Below are 20,357 nucleotides of genomic sequence, written 5' to 3' on the forward strand. Positions count from 1 at the left end.
CCCGCCCTTCCCCGTCATATGCAGGATCTGCCGCGCCAGCACCTTACCGTAATGCTTCCCCTTTTCAGGAGCGGCCAGCGCGCCAACCTCAATCCAGTCATCGACCGGAACTTCGGTCTCCGCGCCTTTCTCATCGGCCTTGTACTTGTGGGTCTCCACCTGCACCGTCACGTCATACTTTCCATCCGGCCGCTTCTTCGCCTTTGCCTCCAGCGTGCGATTGGAAAACAACGTAATGTCCTCAAACAAATTGACGTCATTGATGTTCCCCAACCCACCGCACTCGTCCAGACACGAAGTGAACTATCCGCCTGCCAAATCAACGGAGTGCTGATGACACTATTGTCATCAGCGCTCCGTTGATTCGTGCCCAGGGGAGCAATCTCGATGAGGTTTGCTTCCGATTGACAGTTTGACATGTAACCCGCGTGACTGCTGGGACGCCCGCACTCTTGCGCCGGATGGGTTTTCCTCCGTATGAATCGAAAGCGATCGCGCAATTCGTGGTCCCGTTTTGTTTTCGAGAACAGTGAGATTCACGTCGACACATGCATTGCTCTTTTTCAAATATTGGAGAACAAAAGCATGAAGCATCTCTGTATGGACGAAGTATGCCTCATGCCCTCAATACGTCTCAGAAACGTTGATAAGTGTACCAACATCCGCTCCGTTATCCGCAGAGAAGACGGCATTCAACAGGAAGGTACTGCTGTTGTCGCAAGCCGGGCTAAAAGCGATTGGGACTTCAATGCTTCGCGATGCCGAGGCCGCGATGTCGCCCAGGAGTAACGGAGAAGGGAGTACGACAGCGGCTTTGCAACTGGAACTGCTATTGTTCAACGTTATTGTGAAGCTATTTACGAGCGTACGGTGCGCCGTGGCTATGCCATTGTTGGAGAGAGTGAGCTTCCATAGGCGCAGGAGATCGGAACCTGATTTGCCGGTGATGGCTCCGCTGAGGTTGGCCTTGTTGACGACAGGGCCGACGGTGATGCTATCTAGCCCTGGAGCATAACCAGACTGGTTAGGGTTGGTAAAGACGATCTGGTTTGTGCCGGCGTTGAGCTGCACTGGAATCACCAGGAACTGGGGCGAGTCCCAGGAACTTCCGTTGACGTCCAACTCGACGGGCGTACCGCCACTCACGTAGACGTAGAAAGAACGGGGACCATCTTCGGTGTAGTCTATCTCCAACTGATAGGTACCGACCTGCGGCGCGATGACGTTATTGAAGGTAACGGCGTTCTGTGTGCCTGCACCGAAGTTTCCGACGTAAGCTCCTCCGGAGCAATAAGAGCAGCCGCCTACGCTGGCCGTTCCGGAGAGCTGAGCGGCTTCAGCCTCGTAGGTGGTGAAGTTGGGAGCGGGCTCTTTGCCGTCACCGGAGATGACGATACGGTCAAGGTTCGGAGCGTAGGTTCCAGGATTGCCGAAGGTGATCGTATTGACTCCGGCAGTGAGGGCAACGGGAACGGTTGTGGACTGCGGAAGATTGAAGCTTCCACCGCCCATGTTCAGAGTAGCTGGCGAGTTTCCATTCACGGTGTAGACGAAGGCGCGCGGGCCTTCGGTGTTTGCATCGACTTCCATGCGATAGATGCCAGATTTCTCGACGATGACATTGTTGAAGGTGACGTTGTTCGTCGTGTTGGAAGCTCCGATATAGCCAACTTCGTTCCCATCGGAGCAGGCGGGACACGGATAGACAGTTGCGGCACCGCTAAGTACGGCGGTATCGGCTCCGTAGCTTTGGCCGTTGGTTGCGGGGACGCGGCCGATTGGCCGCACTTTGAGCAAGCGCGAACCGTGGCCGAGAAGGGTTGTCCTGAAGGCAATCGGAGAAGCACCGAGGTCGATACGGTTCCAGATATCGCGCACGCTAGCGGCACTGGCGAAACCTAGGTCGCTCCAACGAACGGTGACGTCTGAGGTGAGGCCGTTCAGGTTATAGAGAGCGACGTAGACGCTGCCATCTCCGGCGTCGGCTACCCACACGGGCTGCGCTCCACCTTTGACTTGAATACCGGGGTGAACGGATTGGTCGACGGCAAGAAGCTCGTCGTTGGTGAAAGCAGATTTGGCGAAATCGTCGAGCTGCGTGAGATCGCCGCCTAAGTAGAGCGGCGCATTCGCCATGGACCAGATTGTGACGGCGGTCTGTTTTTCTTCATCGCTCAGTCCGTCTTCCGTTCCCATGCCCACGTCGAGCGTGTCGAGGTCGTTCCAACCGAGTGCAGGGCTTGTGTCATGTTCCCAGCCCACAACTTCGTATTCGCGGAGAACGATTCGCGGCCAGTCCGTGAGAGTTGCGCAGTCGCCTTCGCATTCAACATCCTGATCGATACGGCGCGCGTTTGAAAACTGCTGCCAGGTGCTGAAATAGTCCTGATCGAGATCCCAGGAGATTGTCATCCAGATGGGTCGGCCGCTCTGCGCAATGGCCGTTGACCAGGCCTGCACATCCGGACGGTCGTCGATTGCAGTGCTGTCTACGTCAGAGCCGGGAGCAACAGCGTCCAGCTTGATGAAGTCGATGCCCCAGGAGGCGAATTGATCGACGACCGAGTTGATGTACGCCTGTGCGCCTGGCTTAGTGAAATCAATTTTGTCGTGATAGGGGTTGGGGGGCGCGGACGCGAAGGTATTGCCCTGCGCGAGAGGGATCGCGACGATCTGCTGCGTGGTATAGGGCGTTCCAAGGATGGGATAGTTACCATCGACAGCGGGCTGCTCAATGCCGGGAATCCAATAGATGCCGGCCTTCTGGCCATTGGCATGGATATGGTCGACGAGCGCCTTCATGTCAGGGAAGGTAGTGGAATTTGGAATGGGGCGGCCATTGGAGTCGAAGCTGCCCTGCCAGCCGGAGTCGATATTGATGTACTGAAAGCCGTGTTGTTGAAGGCCGGAAGCCTTGAGAGCGTCCGACTGAGCCTGGATGTTTGCCTGGGTGAGGAAACTGCCGTTGATGGTCTGCTCACTGAAGCTGCTCCAGCCCAGATAGGGCCTCTGACCAACACCATTCACCTGCGCACAGACAGGGATAACCGACAGGAGCAGGGCGGCGCCCACAGGAAAAATGGCGTTAAGCCAGGGCGTCTTGTGAATTTGCGTCGACTGCGAGTTGGAGCGAAGTGTCTCCAATGTGTTTTTCAGAAGTCCGACGGGAATCATCTGGCTCTCCAAAGTGCGAAGGATAGATCAACACGGAATTAACGTGAACGTTAACGATAATTCGAAACGAAAAACACCGGAACTTTACGACCGAGCTCAGAAGATTGTCAAGATTTATCTTTGAATATTAAATTATGCTTGATAAATCGGGATATTTCGATATAGAGGGTCGATTGCAGACAGAAAGATATCTGTGAAGCGTGCCGGTTCTGTTTCAAAAATCTATTGCCATAAATTGGGAAATAGCGGTAACGTAAACGTGACGTATTTTAATTCACACGATCTATTCAGTGACCATGAAACTGCATACGACGGAATTACCGCTCCTGGTACTCCCCGACCCTCCGGCGAGCGAGACTGCTCCGGTAAAGGCGTGGGAGGAATCGGTGGTGATGACCACTTACCTTCCCGCTACGCCGGACCCCAATCCTCTCTTTCTTGAAAAGCGCGTTTATCAGGGCAGCAGCGGAAAAGTTTATCCACTGCCGGTCATCGATCGCATTGCAACCGAGCCTTGCGAGCACACATGGCAGGCGGTACATCTCGAAAACAAATATCTGCGCATCATGATCCTGCCGGAGATTGGCGGACGAATTCATGTTGGATGTGACAAGAGAAACGGTTACGACTTCTTCTACCGGCAGAACTTGATTAAGCCGGCGCTTGTGGGGCTTGCCGGGCCCTGGATATCAGGCGGAGTAGAGTTTAACTGGCCTCAGCATCACCGCCCTGCGACGTTTCTTCCTGTCGAGGTCAGCATCGAACGTCATGAGGATGGCTCGGTGACAGCGTGGTGCAGCGACCACGATCCGATCTCCCGCATGAAGGGTATGCATGGCGTCTGCCTGAGGCCTGGGTGCGCATACGTAGAACTGAAGGTTCGCTTATATAACCGAACCTGGGACACGCAGACATTTTTGTGGTGGGCCAACGTTGCTACTCGCGTTCATGAACGCTATCAGTCTTTCTTTCCCAACGACGTACGCTTTGTGGCTGATCATGCCAAGCGAGCCGTTACAGAATTCCCGTGCAGTCTTGGCACATATTACGGAATCGACTATGGAGAGAGGGCACGCCACGGAGTGCCTGCCTCGGAACAACCTGCGAACTTTGTGCCCGACGGCAGTTATCCGCGGAACGATCTGGGCTGGTATGCCAATATTCCAGTTCCGACAAGCTACATGATTGTGAACTCGCAAGAAGATTTTTTTGGCGGTTACGATCATGAAGCTGGAGCGGGAGTGGTGCATGTTGCAAACCATCACATTGCTCCCGGCAAGAAACAGTGGACGTGGGGAAACCATGAGTTCGGGTACGCCTGGGATCGAAGCCTCACGGGCAACGATGGTCCTTATATCGAGTTGATGGCCGGCGTTTATACAGACAACCAGCCTGATTTCTCGTACCTGGCCCCTGGAGAAACGAAGACCTTCAGCCAGTTCTGGTATCCGGTGATGAAGATCGGAGTACCGGATACAGCAAATCTGCATGCCGCGTTGCGAGTCGCGATGTATCCGGAAGGCCTGGAGGTTCATCTCCTATCGACACACGAGATCCGTGATGCCGTGTTGCGGCTCAAATCACCACGCAACGAGGAGGCGGTTCGAATTAGTACGTTGCGACCCGAGAAGCCAGAAGTAATCCATCTGCCGTTTACAAATTCCGCTGAAGATTGGGTTCTTGAACTCGAATCAGAGGACGAGATACTTCTTCGTTACACTCTATCGAAGACTCAGCCTGCGGCTGCACCGATGGCAGCGACTGAGCCTCTAGCGCCGGAGGAGATTGCCACCGATGATGAACTCTATCTGACCGGACTTCACCTGGAACAATACCGTCATGCTACTCGCTCGCCCGTACCATATTGGCACGAAGGACTCCGGCGTGATCCTGAGGACAGCAGAATCAACAATGCGTTGGGAAGGTTTCATCTTCGTCGCGGTGAGTTTGCGGATGCGGAGCAATGCTTCAGGACGGCAATCGCTCGACTCACGATGCGCAATCCAAACCCCTATGATAGCGAGGCTTATTACAACCTCGGAATGACGTTGCTTTTTCAGCATCGTACAGACGTCGCCTACGATTCGTTTTACAAGGCGACGTGGTCCGCGGCGTGGCGGGGACCGGCTTACCACCGTCTGGCGGAGATCGATTTGCGTAGAGGCCGTCTTGCCGCGGCTATGGATCACATTACGCGATCCCTTCGAGCAGAGTCAGAAAATCTCAATGCGCTCAATCTCAAAGTTGCAATTCTGCGACGCCTTGGCTTAACTGAAGAAGCTGACGCTGAATTGAACGCCGCTGCAAAGCTGGATCCATTGGATATCTGGACCAACTTCTCTCAAAGCGGCGTGATTCCATCGGAAGCTGGCAAGCGGCTTGATCTGGTATTCGATCTGATTCGCTCCGGACTTGTTGAAGAGGCTGGTTGTGTTTTAGACGCCGGTACTACTGCAATGGAACTCTACACACGAGCGTTGGTTCTGGATCTGCGTGGACAATGCGAGGCCGCTCTCACATGCGCGGTCCATGCCTCAGCCGCTAGTCCTACATATGTTTTTCCGAGCCTGCTGGAAGAGATGAAGGTATTGCAGAGGGCAATCCTTGTATATCCGCAGGATGCCAGAGCGCCATACTACCTGGGCAATCTTCTCTACGACCGTAAACGCCACCGCGAGGCGGTCCAACATTGGGAGAGAGCCGCTGAGCTTGATCCGAATTTTCCTACTGCGTGGCGAAACCTGGGAATTGCCTACTTCAACGTGGAACACAATCCGGCGAAAGCACGCAAGGCCTTTGAGCAGGCGCGTAAGGCTGATCCGGATGATGCTCGAATCCTTTATGAGGAAGATCAGCTCAGAAAGCGTCTCGGAGATGATCCTGCTGAGCGCCTTACAATCCTCGAAGAGCATCGCGGACTTGTGGCACGGAGAGACGATATTTCAGTTGAGCTGGCTGCGATTTATAACCAGGTTGGCAGGCCCGCGGCCGCTTTGGCGTTATTACTCGCACGGCAGTTTCAGCCCTGGGAGGGTGGAGAGGGATTGGTACTCGGCGAATATGTACGCGCCCAACTGTTGCTGGGCCAAGCAGCTCTTGCCAAGGGCAATGCGTGTGCAGCTATTAATTACTTCGAAGCGGCTGATCGGCCTCCGCAGAGCCTGAATGAGGCAAGACATCTATTGGCCAACAGCAGCAATATTGAGTTCTGGCTGGGAGAAGCATGGGCTGCGAAGGGCGAATTAGATAATGCAAAGCGGCACTGGGAGCGAGCTGTTCGGCAACGTGGCGATTTCCAGCAAATGCAGGTTCGCACTGTATCCGAGATGACCTATTGGAGCGCTCTGGCCATGCGCCGCCTGGGGCGTGAAGAGGAAGCAGCAGCTTTGTTCCGAGAGATTCTCGAGTACGCGACGGCACTTGAAAGAAGCGTGCCGAAGATCGATTATTTTGCGACCTCGCTGCCTACGATGCTTCTATTCGATGAAGATCTCAAAAGCCGGCAGAACATCACGGCAACATTCTTGAAGGCACAGGCATTGCTTGGGCTCGGCAAAAACGCAGAGGCGCTGGCCGCCCTGGCTGAAGTTGAAAAACTGGACCGCGCTCATGCCGCGGCCCGCGATCTGGACGCGGCAAACCTGTTGCAGCATGTGGACGGATAATTGTGCATGGACCGACTGCTTTACACCAAACTTCCACTTCCACCGATGCGACACGCGTGACCGGATATGTTTGTGGCATTGCAATCGTGGCTGCACTGGGCGGCCTTCTGTTTGGATATGACTGGGTTGTTATTGGGGGGGCGCGTCAGTTTTTCGAAATTTACTTTCATCTTGGCAGCGCTGCGGCCGTGGGATGGGCAAACAGTTGCGCGCTTGTCGGATGTTTTATAGGTTCTCTGATTGCGGGAACTCTTGGAAACCAGTACGGGCGCAGACCGGTTCTGCTCATCTCTGCGGTGCTCTTTGCTGTTTCCTCTGTCCTCACTGGGTGGGCATTTTCCTTTTCGATGTTTATCGTGTGGCGAATCATCGGAGGGATTGCAATTGGACTAAGCTCCAACATCTCGCCTCTCTATATTGCCGAGATAAGTCCTGCATCGCATCGCGGACGGCTGGTAAGCCTCAATCAGTTCGCGATCGTCATCGGCATTCTGCTGGCTCAAATTGTGAATTGGCAAATTGCTGCGCCGGTGCCTGAGCACGCTTCCACAGATGTTCTATTGGCGAGCTGGAATGTACAGCTGGGCTGGCGCTGGATGTTCACCGCGGTTGCTTTACCGGCTATGGTCTTTCTCGTGGCTTCTTTTGCAATCCCCGAAAGCCCGCGCTGGCTGCTCCTTAGAGGGCGCACCGAGCAAGCGCTCAAAGTTTTGAAGAAGATTGGCGGAAGTGAAGAGCATGCTCTTGCCGAGTCTCAGGCTATCTCCAATGCCCTTCGAGAAGAAGAGTCACAAAAGAGCAGCTGGGTTGGACTGCTTCAGCCGGGTGTTCGCACCATTCTTCTTGTGGGTGTTTTACTAGCGGTCCTTCAGCAGTGGAGCGGTATCAATATCCTGTTCAACTATGCCGAGGAAGTATTCCGTGCGGCGGGAATGGGCGCCAACCAGGTCTTTATCGATATCATGGTGACCGGCGCGATCAATTTGATTTTCACATTGATCGCAATGGTCTTCGTCGATAGGCTTGGCCGACGTCCACTAATGCTGGCCGGCTGCATCGGGATTGGTGTATCGCACTTACTGGCCGGACTTGCTTATCAAGCTGGACAGAAAGGCGCGCTAGTTCTCATCCTGACGCTCTGCGCCATTGCTTGCTATGCAATGACTCTTGCGCCACTCACCTGGGTGTTGATCGCAGAGATTTTTCCGAACCGGGTACGTTCGTCTGGTGTATCTGCCGCAGTTTGCGCGCTCTGGATTTCTTCCTTTGCACTGACCTACTCGTTCCCGTTCATCAATCACTCGCTGGGAAGTTCCGGCACCTTCTTTATATATGGTGTCATCTGTCTCGCCGGGGCGGTCTTCGTTTTCTTTCTGGTGCCGGAAACCAAGGGACGAACGCTGGAGGAACTCGAAGCGAAGACAATACGCGGATAAGAGTGTTGTATAAGCTGCCCGCTCATACTCATTGGCTGCTGTCTCGTTCCAGAGTGAGGAATGCTGCCTGAAAATCACCACGGAGAGAAATGCTGACGCCATGGTGCATCCAATAGTCCCCGCTTGCCCTCTGCACGGTATCGTCCTCAAGCTTCCCTTCCCGCGCATGTATGGTGTATACAGCGTCGGGCTGCAGTCCGTGCAAATAAAGCCGGGGATACGGCTGGCCTTTTTGACTTGAATGCAGAAATGCGAAGACTACTGCTTCATGGCCGTCTCGCGCCACGAACTCGGTCACCGAGGCTGCACTGTCCCCGTCAGGTGAAATCAGGCGGTAGAGAGATCCGTCCTGAATGGTTGCACGCGCATCTTTATATTCGGCGACAAGTCTTTTTGCTGTCGCGAAGTCTTCCTGTGTCCACTTGTTCAGGTTCGCACCAATGCCGAGACTTCCCTGCATCGACGAGAGGAATCTATACTCGAGCGAAGTCGATCGGTTATTCATCCAGTTGGGGGAATCGGTGACCCAGGCCATCATCACACCGGGCGCATATGCGTAAGAGAAGCCATTCTGAATGCTGAGCCGGTCGAAAGGATCGGTGTTATCGGATGGCCAGATCTCATCAGTCAAATGCATGATCCCGAGATCAACGCGCGCGCCTCCGCCCGAGCAGGATTCAATTTCCACGTTTGGATGTTTCTTCCGCAGCTCAATAAGAATGCTGTAGAGGTTCTGCACATATTTCACATAGACCTCTTTTTGCTCTTGCAGCGGTGCGTCCGGCCATCCTGGCTCAGACCAATTGCGGTTATAATCCCACTTCAGAAAAGCAATATCATTCTCGCTCAGCAGCTTGTCGAGGAAGCCGTACACATAGGCTCTGACATCTTCACGGGCGAGGTTCAGCACAAGTTGGTTACGGCCTTCCGTTCGTGGCCTACCTGTGAAGTTCAAAACCCACTCCGGATGCTTGCGATACAGATCGCTGTTTGGGTTCACCATCTCGGGTTCGACCCACAGACCGAAATCCATGCCGAGAGCGTGTACTTTGTCGATCATCGGCCTCAAGCCGTGTGGAAACTTCTGCGGATTTATGTACCAATCGCCGAGTCCCGCGTGGTCATCCTTGCGTTCGCCGAACCATCCGTCATCCATGACGAAGCGCTCGACTCCAATGCTCGCCGCTTTCTCAGCCAAAGCTTCCTGGCCGGCCTCGTTCACGTCGAAGCCCGTCGCCTCCCACGAGTTGTACAGGACAGGCCTGAGGCGGCGATGCGGCGCCTGGGGAACAATAGAATCAAGTTCGAATCGGTGAAGGAGCCTTGATGCCCCTCCTATTCCCTGATTGGTATATCCACCATAAAACTTGGGCGTCTCGAGCGATTTACCGGGCGAAAGGATATACGCAAAGTCAAAGGGAGAATATCCTCCTGTTATCCGAACTCGGTTCTGCCAATCTGTTTCGAGATTCATCTGCCAGGAACCGCTCCAACCGAGCGCGCCGAACCAGACATCGCCAACATCCTGATCCGCCTGCTTAGACCTTTCGATGGCGAACCATGGATTCACTTCGACTCCCGTTGAGCCTCGGCGGCTCTCAAGAACAATCTTTCCCGGCCGGAGCTGAGTCTGCTGCAGGTTCCACTCACCGGCCCAGCGGCCGGTGAGATAGCGCAACTGGTAGTCGCGGCTCGCATCCAGATTCCATGTCGCCGCAAGCACCTGTTCGATCGTAAACGGCTGTTGTGTCCGGTTTTCGACACGAGCCGAGCGGGCGAGCACACCGGTTGCCTCATCGACTTGATAAAGGAGATCAACAACCACGTCGCGGCCGATGTCTTTGAGCGAAATCGTCAGCGTGTTGTTCCGAATCGTATGCGACAGGTAATGCAAAACGAGATCGCGATTGCCATCTGGAAAGGTAATCTTCAGATTCGGAACGACGACTAATCCCCCTCCCCACCCGGTGAACTCTTGCGGGGTTGCGCTCACAGATAAGTCAAAACCCGACGAACCGCCATCTGCATGAGCGGGCGACAACGTGTCTCCAGGTCGCAGACGTTTTCCCCAGTAAAGCGTCTGTAACTGCTGATTCTGGTTTATGCCGATTACATACGAGACATCCGCGGCATCGATACGGAAGATTCGCGCAGCTTCGTCATAGCGAATAGCTTCTGGATGGACGCCGGCGGACTGGCCGTGAAGCTGAAGCAGCAACACGATCATCGAAGCAGTCAAGGTAAGCAACATCCGTGCGCCGTGCCTGAATGTGGGTGTAACAACTCGCATCAATCTCATCCATCTTTTGTTGTACATCGGCATCCTTTTAGGATGGCCCCATGGGCGATTAAGCTGACTGATCTGACATATTCTTAGTCAGCGCAACTCTGGCTTACGCGGATGGCGATACGTCTATAAAATCGACGTGTACGTTCACGAAAGCCAAATTACACACTTCCTCCCCCGGCTGTCAAAATCTTCTTCCTCGATCAATCAGCACTATAGTGTGCGAAACTGTGAGCAACGTCAAACATGACATCTGCGGACAAGACCGGTAACAAACACACCAAAGCCACTGGCATCCGCGACATAGCGGAGGCTCTGGGAACCTCGATCGGGACAGTGGATCGTGCCCTTCACGGACGCTCTGGGGTAAAGGCTCGTACAAAGGCCAAAGTATTGCGCATGGCTGAGCAGCTTGGCTATAAACCCAATATTGCCGCCAGATCCCTGAAACTCAATCGAAAAGTTAGAATCGCCGCTGTGTTTCCCCGCGAAATTGCGGCCTTCTTCGATCCCTTACGCGCAGGCATTCAGGCCGCGGCCGATGAGGCAGTGGGCATGCAGTTGACGCTTGATTTCATCGACTTTCCGCGCCTCGGATCAGGGGATTTAACAGCGCTTGAGAGCGCGGCTTCGAAAAAGTTTGACGGAATCCTGTTCACGCCAGGCCGCCATCGAGAATTGGCCGGAGTCATTCGTCGTATCGTTGGACAAGGTATCCCAATGCTTTGCGTCGCGAGTGATGCTCCGGATACCGGCCGTCTCTCGTCCGTCAGCGTTGATGCGTACACCAGCGGTGCGCTTGCAGCGGAGCTTCTCTCATACAAGCTGCAGACTCCGTCACGGGTGGCAACAATTACCGGAGACCTGGCCACCTTCGACCATGCAGAGAAACTTCGGGGATTCGCGGCGACTCTCGCAATGCTCGCTCCCCAACTCACCTTGCTTCCGGTTGTTGAATCCCATGAAAGCCCGGAAGATGCGTACCGCCAGTCCATTGAGCTTTTGAAATCCAGGACGCGCCCTGATGCGATATATATCAGCACAGCAAATAGTCTCCCGGTACTGCGTGCTCTCGATGAACTGAAATTACTTGGGCGTGTGCAGGTGATTGCGACGGATCTCTTCCCGGAGCTCGTGCCTCTAATAGAGTCGGGAAAGGTACTGGCCACTCTCTATCAACGGCCTGAGGCACAGGGCAAAACTGCATTTGAAACGCTCATCGCCCACCTTGCGGATCGAGAGAGGCCTGTCAAGACACACCGCTTTGCTCCGCATATTATTTTGCGCACCAACCTTCCACTCTTTGTCAGCCGAATCGCTGGATCTGCGGAGACCATGAAAAGATAGCCTCTCTTTATTTCACGGGCACGAATCGAATCGCGCAGCCGCCGCCGCTCGCCAGATGCAGGGACAGAACGTCACTGCTGTGCACAATGCGCTGACGTATGGAAATATGCTTGGGAAATTGTGCAGCATCAGGAGCATCTTCATAGAGCTCCGCCTTGTACGCTCCATTTCCCAGAAAGCTGAGAGAGACGCGCAGATCACGCGGCCTCCAGTTGGTGAGACTTCCCAAATACCATTCATTGCCATGACGCCGTGCGATGGAGACGAACTCTCCCGGCTCTCCATTGAGGGCCTTCGTTGCATCCCACGATGTTGGCACATCTTGAATGAAGCGAAAGCTGGGTTCGTTGGTATACGCCGATGGCGCATCGGAAACCATCGCCAGAGGTTCATCGAAGACAACATAGAGGGCCAATTGTTGAGCCCGCGTGCCCATCACCATCGGATGCTTATCCCGGACGACGAAGTTCTCTGGCGTCACGTTGTCGAAACCGCCTGGAGTGTAGTCCATTGGGCCGCTTAACATCCGTGTAAATGGGAACGTTGTGCGATTTACCGGCCCATCGCGTCTCCCAGCCTTATTGTTTTCGAGGCCAAGCACCGCCTCGTAATTGAGAACGTTGGGATAGGTTCTCTGAATGCCCCAGGGCTGCGTCGCTCCATGAAAATCCACCATGAGATGATGCTCGGCTGCAAGCCTGGCAACGTCGTAGTACCACTGAATACCCTGTTGATCATTGCGAAGAATGAAGTCGATTTTCACGCCCGCGACACCCCATTTTTCATAGAGCGGGAAAGCTTCCTGCATTTGTGCGGCAACGGACTTGGAATATAGCCAGATCCAGACCTTGACGTGCTTCTTTGCAGCATACTGTACCAACTCCGGCACATCGACATTTCCGCGCATCTTGGTAATATCGCGATCTGACCAACCGGCATCCAGCATCATGTATGGGAAGCCCGACTCTGCCGCAAAATCAACGTAATACTCCATATTTTTGGTGGTATATGCCGACTGGCCGTCTGGTCCGATATCGCCGTTCCACCAATTCCATGAGGCCTTCCCCGGTTGAATCCAGCTGGTATCCTTCACACGATTGGGAGGATTGAGGTTCGTGATCAGATTGGATTCGATCAGTTCTCCGGCAGTGACGCCAAGCAGAATCACGCGCCATGCGCTGTCATGCGGAAGAGCCGCATCAACCGCCGGACCTTTTCCATCCAGCGCCGGAGATATTTTGCTGACGATGTAGTGGCCTTGCCAATTGCCCGTCGGATTTTCCAGGTACATTGCAGCGTTACTTTCGAGATCGGCCTCGCCTACTGCGGCCCACGCCACGCCCGGCATGTGCAACAACATTGGTGAGCCGTTGAGAATGTAGCTTGAAACACCGCCCTGGTTACTGAGCGCACTCAGAACCTGAGGCACGTATTCGCTCTCATAACCGCTCTCATAATTTGGCAGGCGCAGCGCCCAGGCGTCTGCATCCATGACAGGCCGAAACTCGGTGTCTTCCTGAGTGAGCCGATAACGTGAAAGCGCCGATTGCTCGGGAACGTGATAACGAAACGCCAGTCCGCTGTTGTAGACTCTCGCCTGAATTTCGAACGTGCGCGCCGAGGATCCGCTTTCCTGAACCTCTACAGTGATGCTGTTGTAGGGATCGTGCACAGCAGAAACCTTGCCTGCGAGAAGTTGATAGTCGTCCACACCTGAATCGCTTGCAGCATGGGTGACGTGAACATTTCCACCTAATGGATTCTGGTCGGCCAGTTCGAGCCGTATTGCTGAATCTTCAAATACTTGTTTCCCGTGAAATGCGACCGAATACACAAGCTGGCCGTCCTGGGCATTGGCCTGAGTCGCTTTATCAATTCGAATATTGAAGTGCATCGAGATCTGGTGATCTGGTGAACTTACTTCGAGAGGACCGGATTGAGCGGAAGCTAGCATTGAGCCCGAAAGGGAGACGACAGAAAGGAGATAGATTGCAGAAGACCTCAACCACGGCATACGTTTGCTCCGCTGGAAAAAGTAGATTCACGTGCAAGCTGACATTAGACAAAAACGGCTCCCACGCAGAGAGCCGTTCCAATTCATGGCTAGAACAATGCTAGAACACGTACTTCAACGCGAGCTGAAAGAAGCGCGCATCCGGAGTATTGTTCTGGAAAAACTTTGGCCCTGAGATCAGACCACCGTTGGCGTTCATGGAACCATTCGGCGTTCCGAGTGTCGGATGGTTCAACAAGTTGAACGCATCTGCTCTGAACTGCAAATTCTGCTCGCGCCATACAGAAAAGTTCTTAAACAAAGAACTATTCACCTGGTAGTAGCCTGGTCCGTAGATGTTGTTCTGCACGGTGCCGAGCAAAGCAATCGCCGTTGCTTTATCTGTAACCGGTGCCTGAAACTCCACAGGAACTCCATCTGGATTTATAGATCCCACCGGATGCGTGGCATCGGAGATCATTTCACCAGGCAGTGGATTGCGGAAGGCGCATGGATTGAAATAGTTTGCCTTCGTCTTAACTTGTGCAGGGCATGATGTGAGGCTTGGATTGGACGGGTCCGGCTTTCCACCGCCGACAAATGGGCTACTCACTGGATATGCTCTAGCTCCTCCACCTGACGCGGTGCTGATGTTGGGGCTCACCGAAAATGGAGTGCCTGTTTGTGCAGCGTAGGTCAGGCTTGAAGACCAGCCGCCCACGATCTCATCGAGCCATCGAGGAGCGTTGCCCAGGAAAGCGCGGCTTCTGCCAAACGGAAGCTCGTAATTTGCATTGATCGTAAACCGATGCCGAATATCAAAGACCGAGTTGGTCAGTTCATCGATATACGGAATCAAAGCCGGTTGACGGTTTCCAATTGCCGAAAACAGACCTCCTGCGTCGCTTGCATCATCAAGAGCATGAGCCCATGTGTAGGTAGCCAGGAAGGTCAGTCCGTGAGAGTACCGTTTCTCGAACTTCGTCTGGAGCGAATTGTATGTACTCACTCCGGCAAAATGTATCTGTCCAATCCCTCCTAGATCTGGGAAGGGATTAAACGGATTGGTATTGGTGCCGGGCCGCCACAGACCAGGTGCGGTATTGGGTGCTCCATACAGCTCCATGTGACGAGTAAGGTTTCCTACATACGTAATGGTGAAAGATGTGTTCGGCGAAACCTGCTGCTGCACACCGAGACTATACGTCATGGTGTATGGCGGCTTGATATTGGGATCGATTGAATGAAACCCAGGCTGCGAGATAAAGGTTTGTAATTGGCCGTTGTCTGTTGCAGGTAGCAAACCCGCCTGCAGCGTAACACCTTGCGCGGCCAGTGACGGGCAATTGTCCTGGACGCATGTAGCCGGATAGAAATTTGCTGAATTCGACCAAGGGAAGTTCGCACCGAGGTTGCCGTTACCCTCCGATTGCAAGCCGCCGTAGAAAATTCCAAAACCTGCACGAACAACCGTTCGATCCAGGGGCGAGTAAGCGAGACCGATGCGCGGGGCAAAATTTGTCTTCTGCACAGTTACCAGACGATCATTGTCGACAAACTGCACAGTAACATTGTCCTTGGCCAACGCACTCAGGAACGGCGTGCCGAGAGTGATGTTCTGCTGACTCTTGGGGAACTGAACAACACCTGAGCCGGTGCCAATGCCGAGCGGTCCGGTGACTACAAAGTTGGCCTGCTGGCCGGAATTCTCTTTGTACGGCTGGAAGTAGTCATAGCGAACACCTAAATTCAGAGTCAGCCGTTTATTGATTCTCCAATCATCCTGCACGTAGCCTGCGTTGTACCACTGCGCATCGTTCACATTTGGAGAGACCGAAAGCGATGCATAATTTTCCTGATCCACAATCATGTCTGCTACGGCTGAACCAGTATTGGCTACGCCTACTAGCCCCGTAAACTGCCCACCCCAGTGATATTGGCCGAGGTCAGCAGGAGCATAAATGTAATAGAAGCGGACGGCCTGAAAAGACGCACCGAATTTCAAGGAGTGGTTGCCCCAAATCTTCGTTACATTGTCCAGGATTTGATACACATTCTGTGATTCTCGGCTGATGCCCGTCGAGCCCCATTGTTGAATTGTGCCGTTGACATAGCCCGACGGAAGACCATACTGCCCCGGTTTCAGGTCGGATGGCTGTGGGCCGAGCCCTAAAGAACTGTTCAGCGTTGGATTGTAGGCATTTGGCTGTTGGAAATTGAACACGCCCCAGTTATAGCCAAAGCGAAATTCATTGGTTAGCGTTGGCGCGAAGATGTGGGTCTCGCTGCCCATGAAGTTCATTGCCAGATTGGTGTCATACTGGCCGCCATAACCGCTGCCATCAAGAACCGGTCCGAGAGGCAAACCATTCGTCTTGATTTCGTGGTTGTAGCTGTAGCGCACGTAGCTCTGGTCTTTTGAGTTGATGTTCCAGTCGAGGCGCTGATCCCACTGAACAATATCGTCAGAGTTGCCGACATTCACAAGATAGTTGTTATAGAGCTTGCCGTTGTTAGCATTTGGAGAAGGATACAAACTCAGAATATTCTGCGCGACTGAATTGATTTGGCTGGCGCAGAATACATTTTGCTGTCCATTGCATATTAGTGGCTGCGCAGGATCAGCCGTATTCGGCTCATACAGCATGGTTGGCGCTCCCACGCCCGTCAGTTCGCCATTCAACAACTCAGAGAAATTTCCCTGGCGTTCAAGCGCTGAAGGAACATTGATCGGCGTAGGGTTGCTGATGGAAATGCGGTTGACCTCCATGTCGCCAAAATAAAAGAGCTTGTTCCTCCACAGAGGGAAACCAAGCGTTGCCCCAAACTGATTCTGATGGTAGGGGGGAATCTGCGCATCAGGCCCGGCATTCCAGTTGATTGCGTCCAGCTTTGTATTGCGGAAATACTCCCAGAGATCTCCATGAATCCGGTTAGTGCCAGACTTGATGCTGGCCTGCAGAACTGAGCCAGCAGAGTGGCCAAACTCTGCGCTGAAGTTGCTGGTTTGCAGACTGAACTCGGAGAGCGCGTCCGGCGGAGGCCGCATGACGTAACTGGCGCCGTTGAGAAAGTCCACCAGATTTGTGTTGTTGTCCACACCATCGAGGATGAAGTTATTCTGCTCAGCACGCTGCCCGTTTGCGACAAAGTCTCCACTCCCTGAGCCGCGGGTGTTGCCAAACGGAGGCGCCACGCCGGCTGTCAATTGAGCGATGTATACCCAGTTCCGCCCGTTTAATGGAGTGTCGTTAATTTCCTTCGTGCTGATCACCTGCCCGACGGCGGCGTCCTGGGTCTGCAGCACGGGCGCATCGGACATGACCTCTACTGTTTGTGAAACGGCACCTGCCGGCAGCGATAGATTTACATTTAGCCGCTGCTGGGCGTCCAGATGCAGGTTCTGCCTGGTCACAGTCTGAAATCCCGGGGAAGAGGCAGTAACGGTGTAATTACCGATCTTCAGCGGAGAGAAGACGAAGATTCCGCTGTTGTTCGATTTGGCTTCAAGAGCCAGCCCGGTATCCACATTTGTAACGGTGACATGGGCATTCGGAATCAAAGCCCCTGATGCATCCTGGATGATGCCCGTAATGGCTCCCTGATCGGTCTGGGCGGCACAGGGTAAGGCTATGGCAAGCAGCATCAACAGCACTGTCATGCCTGTGGCAAAGAAGGTTGAATTCGTTAGTACCGAAATAACTGGCCTCAAAGATTGTTTTGCCATCGTTCTGTTCTCCATGGGTCGGCGTCTACTTCGATTCAGTAGGATGCGCTCATACCGTGTACGTTCACGTTCACAACGCAGACAAAGCTGTGTACGTTACCGCGAAAGACGGTAATCTCACCGGGAAAGAGTTGTCAAGAGTGATTTTGAGGGGACTTCCTTAACCTGTCTGTATCGAATTCGCCGGGATATTATTGGATTGTTTCGGCGTTTTATGGTTATTGGGTTTTGATAAGGTCTAAAGTCGATATGCAATCACGAATTTCGTTGACGTACACGAATCTGAGAAGAATCCGAACAGAAGCTACCCTTATAATCCGTTGAAAGGATGCTCACGTGAAACTAAACCGACGCGACTTCATGCTCGGTGCAATTGCCACTGGGGTGCTGAACCGGGTCTTCGCCGCGTCAGGAGCCGGAGAGACACCGATATGGTTTGCGCGCCCAGCTGATCGCTGGCTGCAGGCACTCCCGGTGGGAAATGGCAGGCTCGGAGCCATGGTATTTGGAGGAGCGGCTCAAGAGCGGTTGCATCTGACAGAGAGTACCTTATGGTCAGGCGCGCCCACTCTTCATAACGCAAATCCTGATGCGCACGAATCTATACCCGCCATCCGTAACCTCTTCTTTGCCGGACGCTACATGGAAGCGGAAGAATTGTGTCGCAAAAACCTGCTCGGCCGAGGAAGTCAATTCGGAACCGCGCTGCCGATGTCGTTTTTGGACATTGACATGACTCTACCCGCAGAGGTCTCCAGATACCGGCGTTCTCTCGATTTAGATAAAGCAATTGCTCATGTCGAATTCGCGACGGGCGACATACTCTTCCATCGTGAAGTCTTTGCATCACACCCAGCGGGACTCATCGCCGTTCGAATGACGGCAAGCAAGCCGGGCAGTATTTTCTGCAACATCTCATTTGGAGAACCACATCTGGCGGGAAAAGTTATAGCAGGAGCCGACACGCTGACTCTCAATGGACATTCCTGGGAGAACTTGCATAGCGATGGGCAGCACGGAACGCAATTTCAGTGCCAGGTTCGAGTTGTCCCTGAGTCTGGAGAGATTCACAGCGCCAATGAAAAAATCTCGGTTCATGCTGCCAATGCCGTAACTCTGTTGATCGCAATAGCAAGCGATTTTCTAGGCGGAAATCCAGGGGAAGAATGCTCCAGGTCCCTTACCGCTGCTCACACGCGGTCGTACCAATCACTACGCGAAGCTCACATTGCCGACTATAGCGCTCTGTATCATCGCGTCTCGATTGATCTGGGCCATGAACGAGATCTCTCGAATCTACCAATCGACGAACGCAGAAAGCGGCTAGTGGCAGAAGAGGATGATCCCGAGTTATGTGCACTGTTTTTTCAATACGGCCGCTATTTGACGATCGCAGGATCGCGAGAAGATTCGCCTCTGCCACTCGCATTGCAAGGCATTTGGAATGATGGTCTCGCCGCAGCTATGGGATGGACCGATGATTTTCATCTGGACATCAACACACAGCAGAACTACTGGCTATCTGAAGTTGGCAATCTGAGTGAAAGCCATGCACCGCTTGCAAAACTGGTGGAGGGCCTGCACGTCAGCGGAGCCCAGACGGCACGTGAAATGTATGGAGTGGACGGCTGGGTAGCTCATGTTGTGACAAATGCCTGGGGTTATTCCGCACCGGGATGGGGCCTCGGCTGGGGAATGTTTGTGACGGGTGGTACCTGGATTGCCCTGCAACTTTGGGAACACTATCGCTTCACTGAAGATCAAGCCTTCCTTCGCGAGAGGGCTTATCCGGTGCTGCGCGATGCGGCGAGGTTCTTCCTCGCATACATGGTCGAGCATCCAACTAAGAAGTGGCTTGTTACCGGACCGTCCAACTCTCCTGAAAACTGGTTCATCGCGCCTGATACGGGAAAACCATGTTCGGACTCGATGGGGCCGACCTGCGATCGTGTCTTAGTTTATGCCCTGTTCTCGGCCTGCACTCAGGCATCAGAATTGCTCGGCATCGATGGGAAATTTCGTGACCAGATTGTGAGCGCTCGTGATCGACTGCCTCCTCTACAGATTGGCAAGCACGGCCAACTGCAGGAATGGCTTGAAGACTTCGATGAGGCCGAACCCAATCATCGGCACACTTCTCATCTCATCGCGCTCTACCCTGAAGATCAGATAACCCCGGACCGAACCCCGGCTCTGGCAGCCGCTGCTCGTGTCACCATCGAAAGGCGCATTCAACAGCCAAACTGGGAGGATACCGAATGGACCCGTGCAAACCTCGTGAATTACTACGCACGGCTCTTCGATGCGGAGGCAGCGCATCGCCATCTACGTGGCCTTATTGCTCATGCCACTGATGATTCCCTACTGACGTATTCCCGGGGCGGAGTCGCGGGCGCAGAAAGCAACATCTTCGCGATCGACGGCAATATGGCAGGAGCGGCAGGTATTGCGGAAATGCTGCTGCAGTCGCACAATGGTGTGATTCATCTGCTCCCCTCGCTGCCATCAGCGTGGTCTAGCGGTTTCATACGGGGACTGCGTGCGCGCGGGGGTATCACAGTTTCGATCTTCTGGCAGGACAATAAATTATCTTCTGCGGTGATGAAAGCCGACCGCAAGGCTGATATCACGATCCGATATCGAGACCATAAGAAGATGATCCATTTGGATGCACGAGCGGAATACCGAATTTCTGCCGCTGTGTTTCGAGGCAACTAAACTTGCCAGG

At 53.7% G+C, this 20,357-nt stretch carries 9 protein-coding genes; 4 read left to right on the plus strand and 5 right to left on the minus strand.

Annotated features, from left to right (window positions below):
* On the minus strand, positions 1-273 hold a 273-nt coding region (locus VO84_RS06080), incomplete at its 3' end, for a hypothetical protein (RefSeq protein ID WP_197413921.1).
* Between the two features lie 351 nt (positions 274-624).
* Positions 625-3,174 carry a CBM35 domain-containing protein gene (locus VO84_RS06085; protein WP_058186446.1) on the minus strand — a complete coding sequence of 850 codons (2,550 nt, stop codon included), beginning with the start codon at positions 3,172-3,174 and terminating at the stop codon, positions 625-627.
* A 296-nt stretch (positions 3,175-3,470) separates the two neighbouring features.
* On the opposite strand from VO84_RS06085, the gene VO84_RS06090 reads away from it, so the two are divergent.
* Both VO84_RS06090 and VO84_RS06095 read left to right on the plus strand, forming a co-directional pair.
* Positions 3,471-6,839 (plus strand): tetratricopeptide repeat protein, encoded by a 3,369-nt coding sequence (locus VO84_RS06090; RefSeq protein ID WP_058186448.1) that lies wholly within the window; start codon positions 3,471-3,473, stop codon positions 6,837-6,839.
* 2 nt (positions 6,840-6,841) lie between these two features.
* Positions 6,842-8,275 carry a sugar porter family MFS transporter gene (locus tag VO84_RS06095; RefSeq protein ID WP_058186450.1) on the plus strand — a complete coding sequence of 478 codons (1,434 nt, stop codon included), beginning with the start codon at positions 6,842-6,844 and terminating at the stop codon, positions 8,273-8,275.
* A gap of 28 nt (positions 8,276-8,303) precedes the next feature.
* Here the strand turns inward: VO84_RS06095 and VO84_RS06100 are convergent, their stop codons facing one another.
* Positions 8,304-10,565, minus strand: a complete 2,262-nt coding sequence (locus VO84_RS06100) for an alpha-galactosidase (RefSeq protein WP_231737798.1) — start codon at positions 10,563-10,565, stop codon at positions 8,304-8,306.
* A 243-nt stretch (positions 10,566-10,808) separates the two neighbouring features.
* Between VO84_RS06100 and VO84_RS06105 the strand changes: the two genes are divergently transcribed.
* The gene (locus tag VO84_RS06105) at positions 10,809-11,909 is read left to right on the plus strand and encodes a LacI family DNA-binding transcriptional regulator (RefSeq protein ID WP_058186452.1); all 1,101 of its coding nucleotides are present in this window, start codon (positions 10,809-10,811) and stop codon (positions 11,907-11,909) included.
* 7 nt (positions 11,910-11,916) lie between these two features.
* On the opposite strand, the gene VO84_RS06110 is transcribed toward VO84_RS06105, so the two are convergent.
* Together VO84_RS06110 and VO84_RS06115 are read right to left on the minus strand one after the other, a co-directional pair.
* Entirely contained in the window at positions 11,917-13,923 is a 2,007-nt protein-coding gene (locus VO84_RS06110) for a glycoside hydrolase family 97 protein (protein ID WP_058186454.1), read from the minus strand.
* Between the two features lie 100 nt (positions 13,924-14,023).
* The gene (locus VO84_RS06115) at positions 14,024-17,629 is read right to left on the minus strand and encodes a TonB-dependent receptor (RefSeq protein ID WP_231737799.1); all 3,606 of its coding nucleotides are present in this window, start codon (positions 17,627-17,629) and stop codon (positions 14,024-14,026) included.
* 336 nt (positions 17,630-17,965) lie between these two features.
* Between VO84_RS06115 and VO84_RS06120 the strand changes: the two genes are divergently transcribed.
* Positions 17,966-20,347 (plus strand): glycoside hydrolase family 95 protein, encoded by a 2,382-nt coding sequence (locus VO84_RS06120; protein ID WP_197413922.1) that lies wholly within the window; start codon positions 17,966-17,968, stop codon positions 20,345-20,347.
* The last annotated feature ends 10 nt before the right edge of the window (positions 20,348-20,357 follow it).

It is taken from the genome of Occallatibacter gabretensis (genome assembly GCF_001449115.1).
GTDB lineage: Bacteria > Acidobacteriota > Terriglobia > Terriglobales > Acidobacteriaceae > Telmatobacter > Telmatobacter gabretensis.